Genomic DNA, 19,844 nt, shown 5'->3' on the forward strand with positions numbered 1-19,844 from the left:
TTCGCGCGACGCGGCCGGCTCAGGCGTCCTTCGCGTACAGCGTCGAGTCGGCGAAGCCCTCGGCGGCGAGCACGCGGCCCACCAGGATCAGCGCGGTGCGCTCGATATCGGTCGACTGCACTTTCTCGACGATATCGTCGAGCGTGCCCGTCAAGCTCTCCTGATCCGGCCAACTCGCGCGATAGATCACCGCGACCGGACACGCGCCGCCATAATGCGGCCGCAATTCGTCGACGATCCGCGCGAGGTGCCGCACGCCCAGGTGAATCGCCATCGTCGCACGATGCCGGGCGAGGTCGGCGAGTTGCTCGCCTTCGGGCATGCTCGTTCTGGTCGCGAAACGCGTGAGGATCAGCGTCTGCGAGATGCCGGGCAGCGTGAGTTCGCAACCGAGCGTCGCGGCGCATGCAGCGGTGGCGGTCACGCCCGGCACGATTTCGTATGGAATGCTTAACTCGCGCAATCTGCGGATCTGCTCGCCGATCGCGCCGTACAACGACGGGTCGCCGGAATGCACGCGCGCCACGTCATGGCCTTTTTCATGCGCTTTCGCGAGCAACGCGACGATCTGGTCGAGGTCGAGTTCGGCGGTATTCACCACCTGTTGCGCGGTGTGACCCTCCAGCACCGCGGCAGGCACAAGCGAGCCGGCATACAGGATCACCGGACAACTGCGCACGAGGCGCTGCCCTTTCACCGTGATCAGTTCCGGGTCGCCGGGGCCCGCGCCGATAAAAAACACCGTCATTCAGATACTCCGTGATTCATAGCATGTCGAGGTCGTAGGTCGTAGGCCGGAGGCCGGGGCACGCATCAACGCGCGCCGTTCAGCGCAGATTGTCGAGAGCCGCCAACAGTTCGCTCGCCGCATCGAACTCGCGATCCACCACGGGCAAATCCGGGCGACGCAGCATGATGACCGGCAAGCGCCGCTCCCGCGCGACTTCAAGTTTCGCCTCGGTGGCACTGCCGCCGCTGTTCTTGCTCACCACGACGTCGAACCCTTCGGCGTCGAACAGTTCGCGCTCGCCTGCCAGCGTAAAAGGCCCGCGTGCGGCGAGGATTCGCGCGCGCGCGTTGCCTGGATAGGGATCCAGACAACGCACGGTCCAGAATTGATGCGCGGCGATCTCGTCGAGATGCGCGAGCGGTTCGCGGCCGAGCGTGAACAGCGGCCGGACAAACGATTCGAGCACTTGCACGAGCGAATACCAATCGTCGACCATGCGCCAGTCGTCGTCCGCTTGTGGCCGCCACGCGTCGCGACGCAGCGCCCAGCACGGCACTTGCGTGTCACGGCACGCAGCGGCCGCATTCGCGCTGATTTGCGCGGCATACGGATGCGTCGCGTCGATCACGAGGTCGATGCGTTCGTCTTCGATATAACGCGCGAGGCCCGCGCTTCCACCGAATCCACCGACGCGCACCGCGCAGCTCAAATCGTCCGGCACCTTGCCGAGGCCCGCGAGACTGTACACGTGCTCCGCTCCGAGCCGGCGCGCGATCTTCAGCGCGTCGCCGGTGCCGCCCAGCAGCAGCACGCGGGTCATCGCGCGGCTCCGCCTGGATTGCGTTGGCGATCGATCACGAACATGCCGCGCCCGATGCAGCTTCAGGCTGCTTGACCACGTCCAGCATCGTGATCGGCAACGCCTGACGCCACGTATCGAAACCGCCGAGCGGTTGCGCGTCGGCCAGCGCAATGCGCGTGAGCGTGCCGCCATGCCGCTCGCGCCACGCCGCAAGCACCGCCTCGCCTTGCAACGTGACGGCATTGGCGACCAGCCGCCCACCGTCACGCAGACTGGCCCAACACGCGTCGAGCACGCCGGGCACCGTCACGCCGCCACCGATGAACACGGCGTGCGGCGCGGCCAGTCCTTGCAGCGCCTCCGGCGCGCGGCCCGCGACGAGTTGCAAAGCCGGCACGCCCAGCGCGTCGCGATTATGTTCGATGAAACGCTGCCGCTCCGCGTGTGCTTCGATCGCGATCGCGCGGCAAGTCGGATGCGCGCGCATCCATTCGATGCCGATCGACCCACTGCCCGCGCCGACGTCCCACAGCACTTCGCCGGGCGTCGGCGCAAGACGCGCCAGCGTGATCGCGCGCACGTCGCGCTTGGTCAACTGGCCGTCGTGGCGAAACGCGTCGTCGGGCAAACCGGCGGTCAGCGGCAAACGCGGTGCATTTGCCGTCGCGCGACATTCGAGCGCGATCAGATTCAGCGCGGCCACCTGCTGCGCGGACCACCGGTCCGCGTGACCATCGATGCGCCGCTCCAACTCGCCGCCGAGATGTTCGAGCACGATCATCCGCGTGGCACCGAACCCGCGCGCATTCAGCCATTCGGCAAGCGCCGCGGGCGTGGTTCCATCGGCACTCAGCACGAACACGCGCGCGCCGTCGTGCAGATGCGTGTTGAGCGTCGCCAGCGGGCGGCCCACCAGCGAGACCGTCGCGACATCCTGCAACGGCCAGCCGAGCCGCGCAGCCGCCAGCGACAACGACGACGGCGCCGGCAGCACCCGCAATTCATCGGCCGGCAACTGCCGCGCCAACGTCGCGCCGACGCCGAACAGCATCGGATCGCCGCTCGCCAGCACGCACACGGAACCGGGCCGCTCGGCCAGCAACGGCGCGAGATCGAAGGGCCGCGGCCACGCCGCCCGGCGCGCGGCGAGCCGCGCGGGCAGCATCGCCAGATGCCGCTCGCCGCCGTACACCACCGTTGCGTCCAGCAACGCACGCCGCGCGGGCCGTCCCAAACCGGCGAAGCCGTCGTCGCCTATGCCCACTACTGTCAGCCACGCCGGCATGCATCCATCCTCATTCTGTATCTTCAAAAAGTGCGCTGTGCCGCGCTGGTAAAAGCGTCCAGCCTCGTTGTGCTGTTCGAAAAAAGGCATAATACAGCCGCCGGCGCCCTTCGGGGCCGAAGAGGGAACACAGTGTCGCTGTGGCTGCCCCCGCAACTGTATGCAGCGAGTCCGCCTGCGCTCAGCGCCACTGGTTCGACCGGGAAGGCTGCAGCGGACCACGACCTGCGAGCCAGGAGACCTGCCGGCCAGACTGTTCGTGCCAGCCACCATCGGGCGGGGTGTACCGATGCCGCAGCCCTGCCCGCCTCGCGGGCGGCTCGGGCCTTTGCGCGACGCTCAACCCGGTGTCCGTCTTGAATCTTGCTGCGCCCTCCACCGCTTTACCCGACGCTGCGTTCGCGCTGCGGCCCTCGGCATGTCCGGGGCTGCTGCGGATCGTCGCCGCGCGCGACGGCGGCCTCTGCCGGATCAAGCTGCCCGGCGGCGTGCTGAGCGCCCAACAGGCAGTGGCGATTGCCGCGGCGAGCGTGCGGCATGCGGCTGGCGGGGTCGAGATCACGAATCGCGCGAATCTTCAGGTGCGGGGCGTGCGCGGCGGCGAAGAGGCGAAGTTGATTGCCGCGCTGGTCGATGCGGGGCTTGGGCCGCTGCCGGGTCGCGTCGCGGGTAGCGGCTCGCGGGGTTCCGATGAAACCAGCGCTGCCGACATGCAACTGACATCCGCCGCGGACGACGTGCGCAACGTGATGATCAGCCCCGCCGCCGGCCGCGATCCGTTCGCGCTGTTCGACACGCGTCCACTGTGCGCTGAACTTCTTGTGCTGCTGCAAAGCGATGCACGTTTCGCGGCGCTGTCGCCGAAATTCGCGTTGTTGCTGGACGGCGGCGAGCGGCTCGCGCGAGTGGACCATCCGCACGATGTGTGGCTTGCGGCGACGCAAACTCAAGACGGTGTGCGATTCGTGTTGGGTTTGGCGGGGTGTCCGTCTATGACGTTGAACGCGCGTACAGGTATCGCAAAGCAAGCCGCAAGCGGACGCCCGGGTGCTTCAACAGCAACGCCCAACGCGCGCGACTCCATCGCCCTTGCCGCCGTACTGCCGTCGCAAGTCCCCGCTCTGATTCATGCGCTGTTGCACACGTTTCTGGATCTCGCCGCGGCCGACGCGACCCGCATGCGCGATCTGCTGGCCGCCCATTCCATCGATGCCGTGTTGCAACACGCTCAACGTTACGTCGACTTCGACCTGACACGCGACACCTCGCTCGCCGACTGGCACCGCAGCACGCCCGCCGATCCCGCGTTGCGTCTCGGCGCGCACGCGCAGCGCATGCCGGGCACGTGGCACGTGGGCGCTCAACCGCCGCCAGGACGCCTCGACGCCGCCACCTTGCACGCGCTGGCCGCATTGGCTCACGAACACGGCAACGGCACGCTGCATATGACGCCGTGGCAAAGCGTACTACTCCCCGACATCGCCACGCATGCCACCCGCGCCGTAGTCACCGCACTGCAAACGCTCGGCCTCACCTGCGACCCGGCGCATCCGCTCGCGCGCCTGATCGCCTGCACCGGCTCGAGCGGCTGCGCGAAAGGCCTGGCCGACACCCAAGCCGACGCGCGGCTGCTGGCCGCCCGCCTGCCCGACGGCGTCGACGTGCACCTGAGCGGCTGTCCGCGTTCATGCGCCGCCGCGCATCGCGCGCCTTACACGCTGCTGGCCGTCGCGCGCGGCCTATACGACCTTTATCGACGCGACGCCTCGCCGGACTTCGGCCGTCGCGTCGCGCAACAACTGACGCTCGAACAGGCTGCCGCCATGCTCGAACAACTGGCCCGGAGCCCCTTAGATGCTTGATTACATTCGCGACGGTCAGGAGATCTATCGCCAATCCTTCGCGACGATCCGCGCGGAAGCCGACTTGTCGCGCATTCCCGCCGACCTCGAAAAACTCGCGGTGCGCGTGATCCACGCGTGCGGCATGGTCGACGTGATCGACGACCTGCAATTCTCCGATGGCGCCGGTGCGGCCGGCCGTGCCGCACTGCTGCAAGGCGCGCCGATTCTGTGCGATGCCGGCATGGTCGCGCAGGGCATCACGCGCGCACGGCTCCCGGCGAACAACGAAGTCATCTGCACGCTGGCGCACGAGAACGTACCGGCATTGGCGCGCGAACTCGGCAACACCCGTTCGGCGGCGGCGCTCGAACTGTGGCGCCCGCATCTGGCGGGCAGCGTCGTCGTGATCGGCAATGCGCCGACTGCGCTGTTCCATCTGCTCGACATGCTCGACGGCGGCGCACCGAAGCCCGCGCTGATTCTCGGCTTTCCGGTCGGCTTCGTCGGCGCGGCGGAATCGAAAGCGATGCTCGCCGAAGACAGTCGCGGCGTGCCGTACGTGGCGGTCCGCGGCCGGCGCGGCGGCAGCGCGATGGCCGCCGCCGCGGTCAACGCGCTCGCCACGGAGGTCGAGTAAATGGCGCAGCAAGGACGTTTGTTCGGCATCGGCGTCGGCCCCGGCGACCCGGAACTCATCACACTGAAGGCGCTGCGTCTGCTGAAGGCCGCGTCCGTGGTCGCGTATTTTGTCGCGAAGGGAAAGAAAGGCAACGCGTTCAGCATCATCGAAGCGCATCTGCACGACGCGCAGCAGCATCTGCCGCTCGTCTATCCGGTCACCACCGAAGCGCTCGAGCCGCCGCTCTCGTATGAGGCGATCATCGCCGACTTCTACGACGGCGCCGCCGACATCGTCGCCGCGCACCTGGACGCGGGCCGCGACGTCGCGGTGATCTGCGAAGGCGATCCGTTTTTCTACGGGTCGTATATGTACCTGCACGACCGGCTCGCCGCGCGCTTCGAGGCCGAAGTCGTGCCGGGCGTGTGCTCGATGCTCGGCGGCGCAGCCGTGCTCGGCGCGCCGCTCGTGTATCGCAATCAGAGTCTGTCGGTGTTGTCCGGCGTGTTGCCGGAACACGAATTGCGCCGGCGTCTCGCCGATGCCGACGCGGCCGTCATCATGAAACTCGGCCGCAACTTCGACAAAGTGCGGCGCGTGCTCGGCGAACTCGGGCTCGCGCATCGCGCGCTGTATGTAGAGCGCGCAACGATGGGCAATCAGCGTATCGTGCCGCTCGCCGAGGTCGATCCGATGGCGTCGCCGTATTTTTCCCTGCTCGTCGTGCCGGGGGAAAAATGGCAAGGATGACAGCCGCGCCGGCCATCGTGATTCTCGGTGCGGGCGCGCTCCCGACCGCGCGGCGTATCCAGGCAACTTATCCGGGCGCACAGGTGCATGCACTGCAAGGACGCGTCGACGCCGACATCCCGTATAGCGAACTCGGCGCGCATCTGCGTGAACTGTATGCGCGCGGCACGCCGATCGTCGCGTTGTGCGCGGCGGGTATCGTGATTCGTTGCGTGGCGCCGTTGCTGTCGAACAAGGGCGTCGAGCCGCCGGTGCTCGCCGTTGCCGAAGACGGCAGCGCGGTCGTGCCGCTGCTCGGCGGTCTTGCCGGCGTGAACGTAATGGCGCGCGAGATCGCCGTCGCGCTGGCCGTCGCGCCGGCGATCACGACGAGCGGCGAGCTGCGCTTCGGCACCTGTGTTCTGAATCCGCCCGAGGGCTATGCTCTGGCGGATATCACGCAAGGCAAACGCTTCGTGTCCGATCTGCTGGCGGGCGAAAGCACGCGAATCGAAGGCGAAGCGCCGTGGCTCGACGACGCGCCATTGCCGCGTTCGGACTCGGCACGTCTCGCGATTCGCGTGACGCCGCGTGCGTGGGATGGGCATAAGGACGAGTTGGTGATTCATCCACGCAGCGTGGTCGCGGCGGTGTCGGTTCCCGCAGCACAGATGCATACCACCTCCGATCGGGCCGCGCGCATCGTGACGCTCGTGCATGAAGCGCTCGGTGCGCATGGGCTTGCCGTGCTGTCGTTATCCGCGCTGCTGACCTCGACCGGCAATATGACGGACAGCGCATTCGCCGAGGCCGCCTTTATTCTCGACGTGCCTCTGCGTTTCGCGCAAACCCATGCCGAAGACGGCAAGCCGCCGCGCAACCTGCTGCATGCCGCGTTGCGCATTCCATACGAAACACTGCACGACGACGCCGACGCAGGCATTGCGCTGGCGTTGTCGCCGCTCGCGATCGATCCCGGCACGATCGGCCGTGCGCGTGGCCGCCTCACCGTGATCGGCCTCGGCCCCGGCAGCGCCGAGCTGATGGTGCCGGCCGCGCGCACCGCGCTGAACGAGGCCACCGATATTCTCGGCTACGACACCTACGTGAAAATGGCCGGCCCGTTGCGCGCCGATCAACGCATCCACGGCACCGACAATCGCGAAGAAATGCAGCGCGCGCGTCATGCGTTCGAACTTGCGAGCGCGGGACGCGCGGTGGTGATGGTGTCGTCGGGCGATCCCGGCGTGTTCGCGATGGCGGCCGCCGTGCTCGAAGCGCTCGATGAAGACGGCCCGGCTCATGCGGACTGGCGCGCGGTCGAACTCAGGATTGTGCCTGGCGTGTCCGCTGCGATGGCGGCCGCGGCGCAAGCCGGCGCGCCGTTGGGCCACGACTTCTGCATGCTCTCGCTGTCCGACAACCTGAAGCCGTGGACGATCATCGAAAAGCGGCTCAGACACGCGGCCGAAGCCGATCTGGTGATGGCGTTCTACAACCCGATCTCGCGCGCACGACCGTGGCAACTGGACAAGGCGCTGGACATCGTCCGCGAGTTTCGCGCGGCGTCGACCAGGGTCGTGCTCGGCCGCGATGTCGGCAGGCCCGGCGGCTCGCTGCGCACGGTGACGTTGGGCGAGCTGCGCTCGTCGGATGTCGATATGCGGACGATGGTGATCGTCGGATCTTCCACCACACGTGGCTTTCCTCGCGACGGTGGCGACGACGAATGGGTTTATACGCCGCGCTGGTATCGGTAAGCGTCCAGCTTACCGACCCATCACCCTATCGAGTCATCAGGCCGTTACCCGCAAATCCTCGATTGCGCGCTGCCTCACACCGAGATCGTCCCAAAGCTCCGGATGGCACGTGAACACCAGAATCTGGTGACGCGTGGCCGCATCGAGCAATGCGCGTTTGATCGCATCGCGGCGCGCGGCATCGGTGTGCACGGCGGCATCGTCGAGCATCAGCAGGGTCGGACGGCCGGACGCTTTCAACAGGTCCGCATACGCGAGACGCGTCAGGATGCCCAACTGCTCGCGTGTGCCGAAGCTCAATGCCTCCAGCGTGTCCGCGCGACCATAACGATCCAGTGTCGCGGGACTCAGATCGTCGCCGAGTGCGATCGTCGACTGCGGGAAAATCCGCCTCAGATAATGGCCGAGACGTTCGGTCAGCGGTGCGCGCAGTTGCGCGACCGCCGCATCGCGTTCGTCGACGAGAATATCGTCCAGCAGACTCAACGCGCCCGCGCGCAGGCTGAGTTCGTCCTTGCGACGGGTGGCCTGCTCGACTGACGCCTTCACCGTCGCGAGGCGTTCGCCGAGTCCGGACGCGCCCACCGTTTCCAGTTGACTGCGCAGTTGCGCGATCCGTACCTGCCGATCGTGCTGTTCGCTGCGCGCAAGTTCCGCCGACGCGCGATAACGTTTCGCCTCCGCAGCAGGATCGTCGAGACGCGCGGCTTCCAGATCGCGCTCGCGTGCCTGGAGTTGCTGTTTCAGCGCGTCGACCTGCACGCGTTGTTCGACAATTTTCGTCTGCCACTCGGCGCGCTCACGGCGAAACGCTTCGTCGTTCAGTTGCGCCTGCTTGCGTTGCACCTGCGCCGCAAGCGATTCGGTGGTGGCTGTCACTGTGGATTTGCGATCCGCCGCGTGCGTCAGTGTTTTTCTCGCGGCGTCCAGCGCATCGCGTGCGATGTCGGCGTTGCGGCGCGCTTCGTCGACCGGCATTGCGTCGCTCACGTCAGGCAACAGCGCAAGCCGCCCGTTCGAGGTCTGCAAGCGAGCGGCAGCCGAAGCCAACGCGGCGCGCAGCGCGTCGATACCCTGCGGCGCATGCACGTCGAGAATCTTCGCCTGGCTCTTCTGTTGCTCGACGAGCGTTTTCCATTGCTCGTGTTTCGCTTCGGCGTCGCCCAACGATGCGACGCCCAGCGTCTGCAGCAATTGCGCATGCTGGGTCTCCAGCGAAGCGAGTTCGGCAAGCCGCGCCGACAGATCGGAAACGCCCGGAATCACGCGCAATTCGCCGAGGTTGCCGAGACCGATCCGCTTGGTTTCATCGAGACGCAACACGCCTTCGCCGCTCAACGGCGCGTCGCCAACCGTAATCGCTCCGTTCAACCGATACTCGATCCGCGTCATCGCCGCTTCGGTCCGCGCGCGTAACACAGCCGCTTCGCTATCGAGCGACTGGAGCCGCTTCAGTTTCGCCGCATCGATCTCAACCAAGGCCGCCGCGCGCGCCGCTTCCAGCACAGCTTCGTTCGCCGACGCGGCCGCACGGATCGCCGCGTCCAATCGCTCGCTCTCCGCGCGATGAAGCACTATCTGGCCGCGCAGATCTGCGGCGCTCACCGCAGCGTTGGCCAGTTCCAGCGCGCGGTTCGCGTTCGCATACGCCTGCTCGAATTGGCCGACGCTTGCCTCGGCCTGCGCATGTTCGTTCTGCAACTGCGTGACGCTGCCGCGCGCGAGATCGAGTTGCTGAAGCTCGCGTGCTACCGCCGCTTCCAGTTCGCTCGCGCGTTGCTCCTGCTGCAACGACAGCGCGAGTTGCGCGTCGCTCAATTTCAACGACTGCGCCAACCCTTGAAGGCTGCGTTCAAGCTCGGCCGCGGCATCCGCGCGTCGCTGCGCGTCCGCGGCCTTCTGCTCGTGAAGCTCCCAGGGACGTTTGCGTTGCGCGTCCTCGAACGCTTCCTGCTGGGTCGCGAGCCGCGCGATGTTCTCGTCGAATTGCTGGCGCTGCAATTCCAGTTCGTCACGTTCGGCGATCAGCGCCGCCAACGCCTGTTCCGCTTCGGCCAACGGCCCCGTCGACTTCTGCGTGCGCGCCGTGAGCAATTGCCGGAGCTCGCGCTGCACCGCCGCGATCAGCGCGTCTTCGCCTGCCGACTCGGTGCCGCCCGCCAGTTGCGACAACGCATCGCGCAGATACTGCGCCGCGTGTCCCGTCGAATCGCGCACCTCCTGCGTGCCGCCCTGCTGCACCCACAACAAACCGGGCACGCCTGCATCGGCGGGCTTCAGCGCGCCACGCGCCGCGCGCGAAAAGCCGAGCAGCGCGGCGAGCTTGTCTTCGGCTTCGTCTTCGCTCAACACAGTTTGGCCGATCGTCAGCTCGCAGCGCTGGCGCGTAACGAACTGCTTCGATAGCCGGCACGCCGCGCCGGCCAGTTCGAACGTCACTTCCACCGACGGTTGCCCGCTCGCCTTGCCCCACGGCAACAGGTCTTTCAGATGCGATGCCTTGTAGCGTTCGAGGAACACCGCGCGCACCGCTTCCGCGATCGTGCTCTTGCCGGCCTCGTTCGGGCCGGTGAACAGATTGAGCCCCGGTTGAAGATCGCCGATGAAGATCCGGTCGCTAAACTGCTTGAACTCCTGAATCGCGATACTGTGCAGCTTCATGCGGACCTCGCGTCGCGCGGCATGTCACGTTGAAAACGGGCCAGCAGCAATAGCGCTTCGGCCGCGCGCTTGACCTGCTGCGGATCGGACTGCGGGTCTTCCTGCATCCCGCGCAAACGCGCGACGACTTTCGCGAGATAACCGCTTTGCGCGCCGAGTTCGGCGAGATCGTCGGCGGTGGGCAGCACTTGCAGACCGCTCAGATCGACACGCAGCGCGCGCACGCGCGCGCGGGTCTCTTCCACCGCGACGTGGATCGCCTCGGCGTCGGCCAGCGCGGTCGTGCCGCTCACCGCGAGCCGCAGCACGTCGCTGCTGCCGAGCGCGGCGAGCCGTGCTTTGAGCGCATCCACGTCGGTCGGCACCGCGATCGTTTCTTCCCAACGGTGCCACTGATATTTGCCGACTCGCACCGCCTCGACTTCGGGCGCAGCACCCGGCTCGCGCAGCGTGACGTCGAGCATGAAGCCCGGATCGTTGCCGCGAAAGCGGTCCTGCTCGTGCGTGCCCGCATACCAGGTGCGTTCGTCGACGCGCAAATGGCCGTGCCAGTCGCCAAGCGCGAGATAGTCGAGCTGCGCGCTGAGCGCACGGGTCGGCGCGATCGGGTTCGACGAATCGATGCCCTCCTGCAAGATGCCGCTGACGCTGCCGTGCGCAAGGCCGATGCGGTGATAACCGGCCGGCGTTTCAGTGGTATCGAAGAAGGACGTGGTGTCGTCGTATGTGATGCGTTGCGTGAGCGGCGCGCAGAGCAACGCCGCGTTGCAGGCGTCGAGCAGCACCACGCCGGGCGTCAGCACCACGCGCACGTTCGGCGCGATGCAGTTCAGGCGCTGCGCGCGGGTCCACACGCTTTCGACCAGCGCCGCGTCGTGATTGCCGGGCAGCATGACCCACGTGCCGTCGAAGCCCTGCAATGCGCCGAACAGACGGCGGATCACCGTGTCCGATACGGTTTGCAGATCGAACACGTCGCCCGCCACCAGCACGGCATCGACGTTGCGCGCCGCTGCTTCTGCCGCGATCCTGCGCACGGTCTCGAAGCGCGCCTCGGCAAGATGTGCGGCTTCGTCCGCGTCGAACTGACCGAACTGCGTGCCGATCTGCCAGTCCGCGGTGTGCAGAAACCTGATCACTGTGCCTCCATTCCGTTCAATTGCTTCGTCATTGCCTGCTCGCTCAATGAGCATTCACAGCGAATTCAATGCGCATCAGGCGCCCGCTCGCCGCTTCGTGCGAGCATCGCTTCGCAGTCTAACCGCAGATGTTACCGTGCCGACGCGTTAACGCGCGACCCGATCCGCGACACCGCGTGCCGGCCGCGGCGCTACACTCGCGTTTCCAGACGCTCATGTCTCATGTCGATCGCACCGCCTCATGTCAATCGAATCCACCGCACCGCCGCCGATGAACAAAGCAATCGAACTGAAGAAGGCCAAGCGCACGCCGCTGCTGCTCCTGCTCGCGGCGGCCTGCGTGTTTGTCGTGACCGCGTTCATGCCGCGCGGCGTCTGGGTGGACGGCATCAAGGCGGTCGCCGAGGCCGCGATGGTCGGCGCGCTCGCCGACTGGTTCGCGGTAGTCGCGCTGTTCCGGCGCGTGCCGATCCCGGTCGTGTCCCGCCACACCGCGATCATTCCTAAGAACAAGCACAAGATCGCCGACAACCTCGCAGTCTTCGTGCAGGACAAGTTCCTCGACGTGTCCTCACTGGTCGGTCTGATCCAGAAGCACGATCCCGCGCGAAGCATTACCGGCTGGCTCACGAAACCGGCCAACACCGCGCGGCTAGGCGACTACGTCGTCAAGCTGACGGGCGGCATTCTCGAATTGACCGACGACGTGCGCATTCAAGTGTTTATCAAGGACGCGCTGCGCGACGTGCTCGCCAAGGTGGATCTGTCGCAATCGATGGGCGCGATTCTCGACACGCTCACCAAAGACGGCCGTCACCAGGAATTGCTCGACGCGGGCATCGAGCAGGTGGTGGGTCTGCTGCAAAAACCGCAGGCGCGCGAGTTTATCGCCGAACGTATCGTCGACTGGGTGAAGAGCGAGTATCCGAAGATGGAGAAGATTTTGCCGTCCGCGTGGCTCGGCGAGAAAGGCGCGGAGGCGATCGCCAATGCGGTGAACCGGATGCTCGAACAGATCGGCAGCAATCCCACGCACGAGCTGCGCCAGAAATTCGACGACGCCGCGCAGAAGCTGATCGTCAAACTCAAGAGCGATCCGGCGTTCCTGCAAAAAGGCGAGGAACTGAAACGCTATCTGGTGGAAGGCGAAGCGCTCAGCGCCTATGTGAAGGACATGTGGGGCGAATTGCGCGGCTGGCTCAAGCGCGATCTGATGAGTCCGGATTCGGCGATGCATGCGCGCGTGGTGTCGATGGGGGAATGGGTCGGACGCGAACTCGCGAACGATCCGGCATTGCGCCAATCGCTGAACGACCACCTGGAAGACGCTGCGCGCACGATGGCGCCGGACTTCGCCCGGTTCCTCACGCGCCATATCAGCGACACGGTGAAGAACTGGGACGCCCGCGACATGTCCCGGCAGATCGAACTGAACATCGGCAAGGATTTGCAGTACATCCGCATCAACGGGACGATCGTCGGCGGCTTTATCGGCTTGCTGCTTTATGCAAGCTCGCAACTGTTCGAGTTGCTGCGCTTGCATTTGGGTTGAAGCCGCCACTGGGGCGAGGCTTTATTTAGAACGTCGTACGCAAACCCGCCATCACACTGCGGCCACCTTCAGGCGCGATATCGCGCACCACCGAACTCGCGTAGCGGATTTCCTGATTGGTCAGGTTGTCGCCGCGCAGGAACGCCAGCCAGTTAGTCGAGCCGACGCGAAACCGGTAGGTCAAGGTCACGCCGAGCGACGTGTAGCCGTTGGTAGTCTCGTCGTTTTCAGGCACGCGATTCTGCGCCCACGCATGCACGACTTCGGCACGCGCGCCGAACGGACCGTAGCCGTAATCGGCGGCGATCGTCGCGCGCAACGGCGCAATACGCGGCAACGGATCGCCCGTTTCGACATTGCGTGCATGCGTGTAGTCGCCGAGCAGTTCGACGTCGACACGATGCGCGCCCTTCTGGAACACGCGCCATTTCGATTCGAATTCGACGCCGTAAAACTCCGCCTTGACGCCGCGATAGACGGCTTCGTTCAGCGCATCCCCCGTGCCTGCCGCAACCGGTTGATCGTCGTCATCGACCAGTCGGCCCGTGTTGAACTCGGTCAGATAGTTCTTGAAGCGGCTGTAAAAGACGCCCGCACTCGCCTTGTTCGGGCCGCTCGCGTAGCGCAGCGACAGGTCGGTTGAAATGGCCTTTTCTTTCTGCGCGTTCGCATTGCCGATCAGGTACTGGCCGGTGGCGTCGTGCGGGCCGTTTGCGTACAGCTCGTAAAACGTCGGCGCGCGCTCGATATACGCGACGTTGCCCGCCACCGACCACGCCGGCGCAAGCTTGTACAACGCGCCGACCGACAGATTGCCCGCGGTGAAATTGCGTGAGTTCGCGTCGGTGAAACGCTCGTTGCCGCCGGCGTTCGGATTCAGGCGCGTGTATTCCAGTCGTCCGCCCAGGCTCAGTTTCAGCGCGTCGGACACCGCCCATTCTTCCAGCGCGAACAGCGCTGCGTTGTTGGTCTCCATGGTCGGCACGAGCGCCTCGTCACCTAATGCGGAGAAGGTGCTTTGCGAAAGCTGGATGCCGAACACGCCTTCCAGCGGGCCTAACCTCGCGTGCGTCGCTTCGAGACGTGCTTCATAACCGTGGTTCTTGAACGTGGTGCCGGTCACGCCGTCGTCGATTTCCTTGTGTTCGTAGTCCGTGTAGCCGAAGTCGAATTTCAGCTTCTTGATCGGCCCTTGCAGATTGCGCACCTCGGACGCGAACGTCACGCGCTGCTGACGCATTTGCAAACGCACCGAGTCCTCGGCCACGGAGCCGTAATTCGACTGGAAGCCGCTATACGACATGCCCGCATAACCGTCCGCCCATGTGTACGCCGCGCCGGCCGAGCCGCCGTGCGAACGGCCGTCGCTGTTCGGGATGCTGCCGGACGATTGTGCGGCGTCGGGGCCGTCGAGCGCGCGTTGCTGCGCGGAATGCGCGAAGCCCGGAATGCGCAGATCGCTGGTGACGCGATCGAACGCGTCGACGTGAAACGCGAACCGGCCATTGCCGCCCTCCACTTCGGCTGCGCCCGCGCGGGCCGTGTTCGCGCCGCCGTAGCGCGCGTCGACCGCGCCGTTCACGCCGGTGACGGCTTCGCGCGGAATGCGGTTGTCGATCGTGTTGACCACACCGCCGATCGCATTGCCGCCGTACAGCAGCGCGGCGGGTCCGCGCAGGATTTCGACGCGTTCGATCGACAGCGGATCTTGCGGCACCGCATGGTCGTACGACAGCGACGACGCGTCGAGCGCGCCCACGCCGTTCTGCAGGATGCGAATGCGATCGCCGTCCATGCCGCGAATGATCGGCCGGCCGACCATCGGACCGTAGGTGGTCGTCGATACGCCGGGCAAACCGTTGAGCGTTTCGCCGAGCGAATCGGCCTGCCGGACGCTGAGTGCGTCGCCATGCAGCGACGTGCCCGGCATGATCGGCTCGGCGTCGCCGAGCGGATTGCCGGTCACGAAGACGGGCGCCAACGTCGCCGTACTACCGGACGACGAATCGGTGGCGACGGTAGTCGCAGCGGACGACGAATCGCCCTGCGCATGGGCGAGCGCGGCGCATAAAGCCAACGAAAGCGGCGAGAGATGGATGGTCCGCACGCGGCGGCGATTACCCCTGAATCTGAGCATGGCTGTTTTTATCGATGTGTCGGCTTGGCGACGGGGAATCGCATCTTATGTTATAACATAACACTTACGCAACACCTACGATGCGATCCTTTATGTAATCGATATGAAACAAGGTCGTCGGCATTGAGCTGCCATGCGTCTATCGTCAGCATGCCTATCCGAACCTCGATCAGCTTTGACAGACGGTGCTTTGCCGACCTAACTGCGTCGTACAGTAAAATGCGCTGCCTTACGCTGGCACCTTGCCGCCGTTATCGTGGCCCTGCTCGTCCAAAGCTCCGGCCACCCATAGAAGCTTGCGACAGTAAGGCGCCGAAAGCCGCCGCGCCGCGCTCAGACGCCTACAATTCGGGTATATGAATTGCTGAAGCGTCCGTTGCGCGCGTGGGTTCCTGCGGCGCGCTCCCGTCCACGCGTCGGCCTTACCACCTCGGAAAGTCTGCTCATGAAACTCTCGCTACCGCCGCATGGGCGGCCGAACCGCGTATACCCGCCGGGCACGCCCAGCCTGCATGGTTTGGCGTCTGTCATCACCGGCGTGGTGGTGGTTTGCGCGCTGTACTTCGGGCGGGCGGTGTTGATCCCGATTACGCTTTCGGTGCTGTTGAGCTTCCTGCTCGCGCCGCTGGTGCAAGCGCTGCGCCGCCTGCACATGGGCCAGCTTCCGTCGATATTTATCGCCGTACTGTTCGCACTCGCAACGCTGCTTGCGGTCGGCGCGCTGATCACCGCGCAGCTCGTGCAACTGGCGGGCGACCTGCCGCAGTACCAGGTCGCGATCGAGCAGAAGATCGAGACCGTGCAGGAGAAGACCGTGGGCCGCGCGGATTCGCTGATGAGCCGCGCCGCCGCCACGCTCCAGCGCGTCGCGCCGACCAAGCCGAATCCGCCGCGCCCCACCGGCCGCGCCGCTCGCAATTTGCCGGCGGTGCCGACACCAGTCGAAGTACACGAGCCCTCGCCGACTCCTTTGCAGCTTGCACAGCGTGCGCTGTCGCCCGCGATTGCGCCGATCGAGACTACCTTCATCGTGCTGGTGGTGACGATCTTCATCCTGTTGCAGCGCGAAGATTTGCGCGACCGCCTGATCAGCCTGTTCGGCTCACGCGATCTGCACCGCACCACCACCGCGATCAACGACGCCGCCGTGCGGCTGAGCCGCTACTTCGTCGCGCAACTCGGCGTGAATCTCAGCGCGGGCGGCGTGATCGCGATCGGTCTCGCGATCATCGGCGTGCCGGGCGCGCTGCTGTTCGGCGTGATCGCCGCGCTGCTGCGTTTCGTGCCGTACATCGGCATCTGGATCGCGGCGATTCTCGCGGTGTTTCTCGCGGCCGCGATCCAGCCGCAATGGACGATGGCGGTCTATACGCTGATCCTGTTCATCGTCGTCGATGTGGTGGCCGGGCAGATCGCCGAGCCGCTGCTATACGGACACCGCTCGGGACTGTCGCCGCTGGCCGTGGTGGTCGCGGCGATTTTCTGGAGCTGGCTGTGGGGGCCGATCGGCCTCGTGCTGTCGACGCCGCTCACGCTGTGCGTCGTCACGCTGGGCCGTTACGCCGACCGCTTGAACTTCCTCACGGTGCTGCTCGGCGATCAGCCCGCCCTCACACCCGCGCAGAACTTCTATCAGCGGCTGCTCGCGGACGATCCGCATGAAGCGATCGTGCAGGCCGAGCGCCTGCTGCGCGAGATGTCGCTGATCGACTACTACGACAAGGTCGCGCTCGAAGGCCTCAAGCTCGCGCGCAACGACGCGATGCGCGGCGTGCTGATGCCGGACCAGTTGGCGCGCGTGAACGAAGCGCTGGTCGACATCGTCGAAAACCTGGAAGTCGCGGACGGATTGCCTGACCGCATGTCGCGCGAGGAATTGCCCGATTCGACGGGGGCGCTGCTCGCTTCGGCGTCGGCGGATCTTTCGGAGCGGCACGATCACCATGTCGCGCAACACGAACGCGAACGCGCCGCGCAGGGCAAGACCTCGGTGCTGTGCGTGCCCGGACGCGGCGCGTTCGACGAAGTGACCACCGCGATCGCCGTGCAATTGCTGGGACGTTACGGCCTCACGCCGATGATGGCGACGCATTCGGGCTACCGCAGCGCACGCGCCGACGAGCCGAGTTTCAAGGACGCACCGATCATCTGCATCATTTCGCTCGACGCGCCGGAATCGCCGCCGTATCTGCGCAATATGCTGCGGCGCACGCGCGAATGGCGGCCGCGCGCGACGCTGGTGGTCGGCGTCGGCAGCATCGTGCCGGAAGGCGGGCACGAAAGCGGCGCGACCGGCGCGTCGCACGCGACGCCGACGTTCCGCGCGATGATCGAGGAATGCAAGGTCGCGGCGAGCTTGCAGCATGCTCGTCAGACTTCGCATACCGCGGGCGCGGAATAGGCACTGTGTCTTTTCACATGCGCGTTGTACCCAAAATGAGGACAGCCGCGCGTTGTCACTCCTGCATACTTCGCTATCGATTCGCACCGCTTTTCTAGCGCTATGAGGCCAGGAGGCTATCAGGCTGCGGCGGGCAATTTATCGGCATCGAAGAAAACAGCAACCATCTTGCATGGAATAGCTGTGCATGGAGACACACATGACTCGTAGCTTCAAACCCTATCCGTTTACCGCGCGCCAATATCCGGGCATCGTCCCGCCGCTCGTCGATGGCCGCGACCCGGTTCGGCACGCCGTGGCGATTGTGGGCGGCGGGCCGGTCGGCATGACGCTCGCGGTCGCGCTGGCGCGCCAGCGCGTGCGTTCGGTGCTGATCGAAGCCGACGACAGTGTTTGCACCGGCAGCCGCGCGATCTGCATTTCGCGGCGCAGCCTCGAGATTTTCAAGCGGCTCGGCGTAGTGGACGGTTTTCTGCAAAAAGGCCTGCCATGGACAGGCGGCCGCAGCTTCTACCGCGACGCAGAAGTATTCCGCTTCGCGATGCATCAGGATGACGAACAATCGCTGCCGCCGATGATCAACATCGCGCAATATCAGATCGAGCAGTTGCTGCTCGACGAAATGGAACGGCATGCGGATATGATCGAGATCCGCTGGCAGACCCGCGTGACCGGCATCGAACGGAACCGTAGTGACAACGACAACGGCAACGGCAACGGCGGCGCGACGCTCTCGCTGCGCACCGGCGACACCGCATGGCAAATGACCGCCGATTGGGTCGTCGGATGCGACGGCGGCCGCAGCACGCTTCGCGATGCACTCGGCCTCAAACTCAGCGGCACGACTTACGAAGGCCGCTACGTGATCGTGGATATCGAACTGGAGAGCGAACGCGCGACCGAACGCCTCGCCTATTTCGATCCGCCGTCCAATCCGGGCTCGACGGTGCTGGTGCATAAGCAGCCCGACAACGTGTGGCGCATCGACTACCAGCTTCGCGACGACGAAGACCCCGAAGCCGCGATCCAGCCTGACAACGTAATGCCGCGTGTGCAAAGCGTGCTCGACTCGATGGGTGAAACCGGCGACTGGTCGCCGATCTGGATCACCGTCTACAAAGCGAACGCGTTGACGCTCGAACGCTATCGCCACGGCCGCGTGCTGTTCGCCGGCGACGCCGCGCATCTCGTGCCGATTTTCGGCGTGCGTGGTGCGAATTCCGGCATCGACGATGCGGACAACCTCGGCTGGAAACTCGCTGCCGTGGTCAACGGCATTGCGTCGGAGCATCTGCTCGACAGCTACAGCGACGAACGTGTGTTCGCTGCACGCGAGAATCTGAGCTATGGAATGAAGAGCACGGAGTTCATGGCGCCGCCGTCGTTTGCGTTCGACCTGATGCGCAGCGCGGTGCTGGGTCTTGCCGAGCGGCACCCAGCCGTGCGTCCGCTGATCAATCCGCGGCAGACGCATGCGATTGCGTATGTGCAGTCGCCGTTGAACGAAGTCGCGGCGGATGCGTCGGGCGATTTCGGTAAAGGTCCGGCGCCCGGCAGCGTGCTGCCCGAATGCCGCTTGACGCGCATGAGCAATGGAGCGGCAGTCTCCGTTCACCTCACCGATCTGCTCGGCCCGTGCTTCACAGCGCTCTGCTTCGGCATGGATAGCGCGCAAAACGCCGACTGGCAGCGCGTCCAGCAAACGCTTCGCGCACGAAACATTCCGTTCAGAGCGGTCACGCTTGGCACGGCCGACACTGCACGAGCGACAGAGTCACACGCGGTAGATTCAACAGGCCGTCTGCACGACATGCTCGACGCTACGCCCGGCACCGTCTATCTGATCCGGCCCGACGGCCATGTACTCGCGCGCTGGCGCAACGGCAGCGCAGCGGGCGTAGAACGCGCAGTGATCGCCAGTCTGACGAACTCGTTGAAGAACTAATGCCACGGAAGCCGACATCATGACCGACAGCGATCTCGACCTCGTCTATACGACGCTCTGCAAGACCTTGACCACGGAAGGCGAAGCGCAAACATCGTTATATCTGGCGCGCCTCGCGCTGCTTTGCATGACCGAACTCGACGACCCGCAGCGGGCATTGTCGTTGATCGAGGCGGCGAAATTGCCGCCTCCGACGGCTGTGGCCTTGACTCCCTACACTCCATGAAACGCAAGGCCGCG

Annotated in this window: 14 protein-coding genes and 1 riboswitch; of the genes, 8 read left to right on the plus strand and 6 right to left on the minus strand. The window is 65.5% G+C overall.

Annotated features, from left to right (window positions below; translation table 11 throughout):
- Window positions 1–19: 19 nt before the first annotated feature.
- The 3 genes from cobM to cbiE all read right to left on the minus strand — a co-directional run bounded on the left by cobM (window position 20) and on the right by cbiE (window position 2,817).
- Window positions 20–748 (minus strand): precorrin-4 C(11)-methyltransferase, encoded by a 729-nt coding sequence (cobM, locus tag PQQ51_RS02640; protein WP_408494556.1) that lies wholly within the window; start codon window positions 746–748, stop codon window positions 20–22.
- Window positions 749–827: 79 nt separating this feature from the next.
- Window positions 828–1,550 carry a cobalt-precorrin-6A reductase gene (locus PQQ51_RS02645; RefSeq protein ID WP_408494558.1) on the minus strand — a complete coding sequence of 241 codons (723 nt, stop codon included), beginning with the start codon at window positions 1,548–1,550 and terminating at the stop codon, window positions 828–830.
- Between the two features lie 34 nt (window positions 1,551–1,584).
- Window positions 1,585–2,817: a precorrin-6y C5,15-methyltransferase (decarboxylating) subunit CbiE gene (cbiE, locus tag PQQ51_RS02650; protein ID WP_408494560.1), complete on the minus strand. Its 1,233-nt coding sequence runs from the start codon at window positions 2,815–2,817 to the stop codon at window positions 1,585–1,587.
- Between the two features lie 84 nt (window positions 2,818–2,901).
- Window positions 2,902–3,080: riboswitch (cobalamin riboswitch) on the plus strand.
- An 84-nt stretch (window positions 3,081–3,164) separates the two neighbouring features.
- Here cbiE and cobG point away from each other — a divergent pair.
- From cobG to cobJ, 4 genes are read left to right on the plus strand one after another with little or no spacing between them, the layout of a single operon-like run.
- A complete protein-coding gene (cobG, locus tag PQQ51_RS02655) occupies window positions 3,165–4,679 on the plus strand; it encodes a precorrin-3B synthase (protein WP_408494562.1) in 1,515 nt (504 codons plus the stop codon).
- Complete coding sequence (locus tag PQQ51_RS02660; RefSeq protein WP_408494564.1) at window positions 4,672–5,298, plus strand: precorrin-8X methylmutase; 627 nt, start codon at window positions 4,672–4,674, stop codon at window positions 5,296–5,298. Before cobG ends, PQQ51_RS02660 begins: the two co-directional genes overlap by 8 nt.
- Entirely contained in the window at window positions 5,299–6,030 is a 732-nt protein-coding gene (locus PQQ51_RS02665; protein WP_408494567.1) for a precorrin-2 C(20)-methyltransferase, read from the plus strand.
- Window positions 6,018–7,769 (plus strand): precorrin-3B C(17)-methyltransferase, encoded by a 1,752-nt coding sequence (cobJ, locus tag PQQ51_RS02670; RefSeq protein ID WP_408494569.1) that lies wholly within the window; start codon window positions 6,018–6,020, stop codon window positions 7,767–7,769. Before PQQ51_RS02665 ends, cobJ begins: the two co-directional genes overlap by 13 nt.
- Before the next feature lie 36 nt (window positions 7,770–7,805).
- Here the strand turns inward: cobJ and PQQ51_RS02675 are convergent, their stop codons facing one another.
- Both PQQ51_RS02675 and PQQ51_RS02680 read right to left on the minus strand, forming a co-directional pair.
- Window positions 7,806–10,430, minus strand: a complete 2,625-nt coding sequence (locus PQQ51_RS02675; RefSeq protein WP_408494571.1) for an AAA family ATPase — start codon at window positions 10,428–10,430, stop codon at window positions 7,806–7,808.
- Window positions 10,427–11,569 (minus strand): metallophosphoesterase family protein, encoded by a 1,143-nt coding sequence (locus PQQ51_RS02680; protein WP_408494573.1) that lies wholly within the window; start codon window positions 11,567–11,569, stop codon window positions 10,427–10,429. The genes PQQ51_RS02675 and PQQ51_RS02680 overlap by 4 nt, the downstream gene beginning before the upstream one ends.
- 271 nt (window positions 11,570–11,840) lie before the next feature.
- Between PQQ51_RS02680 and PQQ51_RS02685 the strand changes: the two genes are divergently transcribed.
- The gene (locus PQQ51_RS02685) at window positions 11,841–13,121 is read left to right on the plus strand and encodes a DUF445 domain-containing protein (RefSeq protein ID WP_408494796.1); all 1,281 of its coding nucleotides are present in this window, start codon (window positions 11,841–11,843) and stop codon (window positions 13,119–13,121) included.
- A gap of 25 nt (window positions 13,122–13,146) precedes the next feature.
- Here the strand turns inward: PQQ51_RS02685 and PQQ51_RS02690 are convergent, their stop codons facing one another.
- Window positions 13,147–15,258, minus strand: coding sequence for a TonB-dependent receptor (locus tag PQQ51_RS02690; RefSeq protein WP_408494575.1), 2,112 nt, complete (start codon window positions 15,256–15,258; stop codon window positions 13,147–13,149).
- 445 nt (window positions 15,259–15,703) lie between these two features.
- Here PQQ51_RS02690 and PQQ51_RS02695 point away from each other — a divergent pair, with 445 nt between their 5' ends.
- The 3 genes from PQQ51_RS02695 (at window position 15,704) to PQQ51_RS02705 (ending at window position 19,830) form a co-directional block, all read left to right on the plus strand.
- Window positions 15,704–17,659 (plus strand): AI-2E family transporter, encoded by a 1,956-nt coding sequence (locus tag PQQ51_RS02695; RefSeq protein WP_408494577.1) that lies wholly within the window; start codon window positions 15,704–15,706, stop codon window positions 17,657–17,659.
- A gap of 199 nt (window positions 17,660–17,858) precedes the next feature.
- Window positions 17,859–19,604: an FAD-dependent oxidoreductase gene (locus PQQ51_RS02700; protein ID WP_408494579.1), complete on the plus strand. Its 1,746-nt coding sequence runs from the start codon at window positions 17,859–17,861 to the stop codon at window positions 19,602–19,604.
- 19 nt (window positions 19,605–19,623) lie between these two features.
- Window positions 19,624–19,830 carry a hypothetical protein gene (locus PQQ51_RS02705; RefSeq protein WP_408494581.1) on the plus strand — a complete coding sequence of 69 codons (207 nt, stop codon included), beginning with the start codon at window positions 19,624–19,626 and terminating at the stop codon, window positions 19,828–19,830.
- Window positions 19,831–19,844 lie beyond the last annotated feature (14 nt).

The sequence above is a fragment of the Paraburkholderia xenovorans genome (genome assembly GCF_046030735.1).
Taxonomy (GTDB): domain Bacteria; phylum Pseudomonadota; class Gammaproteobacteria; order Burkholderiales; family Burkholderiaceae; genus Paraburkholderia; species Paraburkholderia xenovorans_A.

Excerpts from the sequence above, each read along its gene's own strand:
- cbiE (WP_408494560.1), bottom strand. The coding sequence starts at position 2,817 with ATGCCGGCGTGGCTGACAGTAGTGGGCATAGGCGACGACGGCTTCGCC.
- PQQ51_RS02675 (WP_408494571.1), bottom strand. The coding sequence starts at position 10,430 with ATGAAGCTGCACAGTATCGCGATTCAGGAGTTCAAGCAGTTTAGCGAC.
- cobJ (WP_408494569.1), top strand. The coding sequence starts at position 6,018 with ATGGCAAGGATGACAGCCGCGCCGGCCATCGTGATTCTCGGTGCGGGC.
- cobM (WP_408494556.1), bottom strand. The coding sequence starts at position 748 with ATGACGGTGTTTTTTATCGGCGCGGGCCCCGGCGACCCGGAACTGATC.
- PQQ51_RS02645 (WP_408494558.1), bottom strand. The coding sequence starts at position 1,550 with ATGACCCGCGTGCTGCTGCTGGGCGGCACCGGCGACGCGCTGAAGATC.
- PQQ51_RS02700 (WP_408494579.1), top strand. The coding sequence starts at position 17,859 with ATGACTCGTAGCTTCAAACCCTATCCGTTTACCGCGCGCCAATATCCG.
- PQQ51_RS02660 (WP_408494564.1), top strand. The coding sequence starts at position 4,672 with ATGCTTGATTACATTCGCGACGGTCAGGAGATCTATCGCCAATCCTTC.
- PQQ51_RS02685 (WP_408494796.1), top strand. The coding sequence starts at position 11,841 with ATGAACAAAGCAATCGAACTGAAGAAGGCCAAGCGCACGCCGCTGCTG.
- PQQ51_RS02690 (WP_408494575.1), bottom strand. The coding sequence starts at position 15,258 with ATGCTCAGATTCAGGGGTAATCGCCGCCGCGTGCGGACCATCCATCTC.
- PQQ51_RS02705 (WP_408494581.1), top strand. The coding sequence starts at position 19,624 with ATGACCGACAGCGATCTCGACCTCGTCTATACGACGCTCTGCAAGACC.
- PQQ51_RS02695 (WP_408494577.1), top strand. The coding sequence starts at position 15,704 with ATGAAACTCTCGCTACCGCCGCATGGGCGGCCGAACCGCGTATACCCG.
- PQQ51_RS02665 (WP_408494567.1), top strand. The coding sequence starts at position 5,299 with ATGGCGCAGCAAGGACGTTTGTTCGGCATCGGCGTCGGCCCCGGCGAC.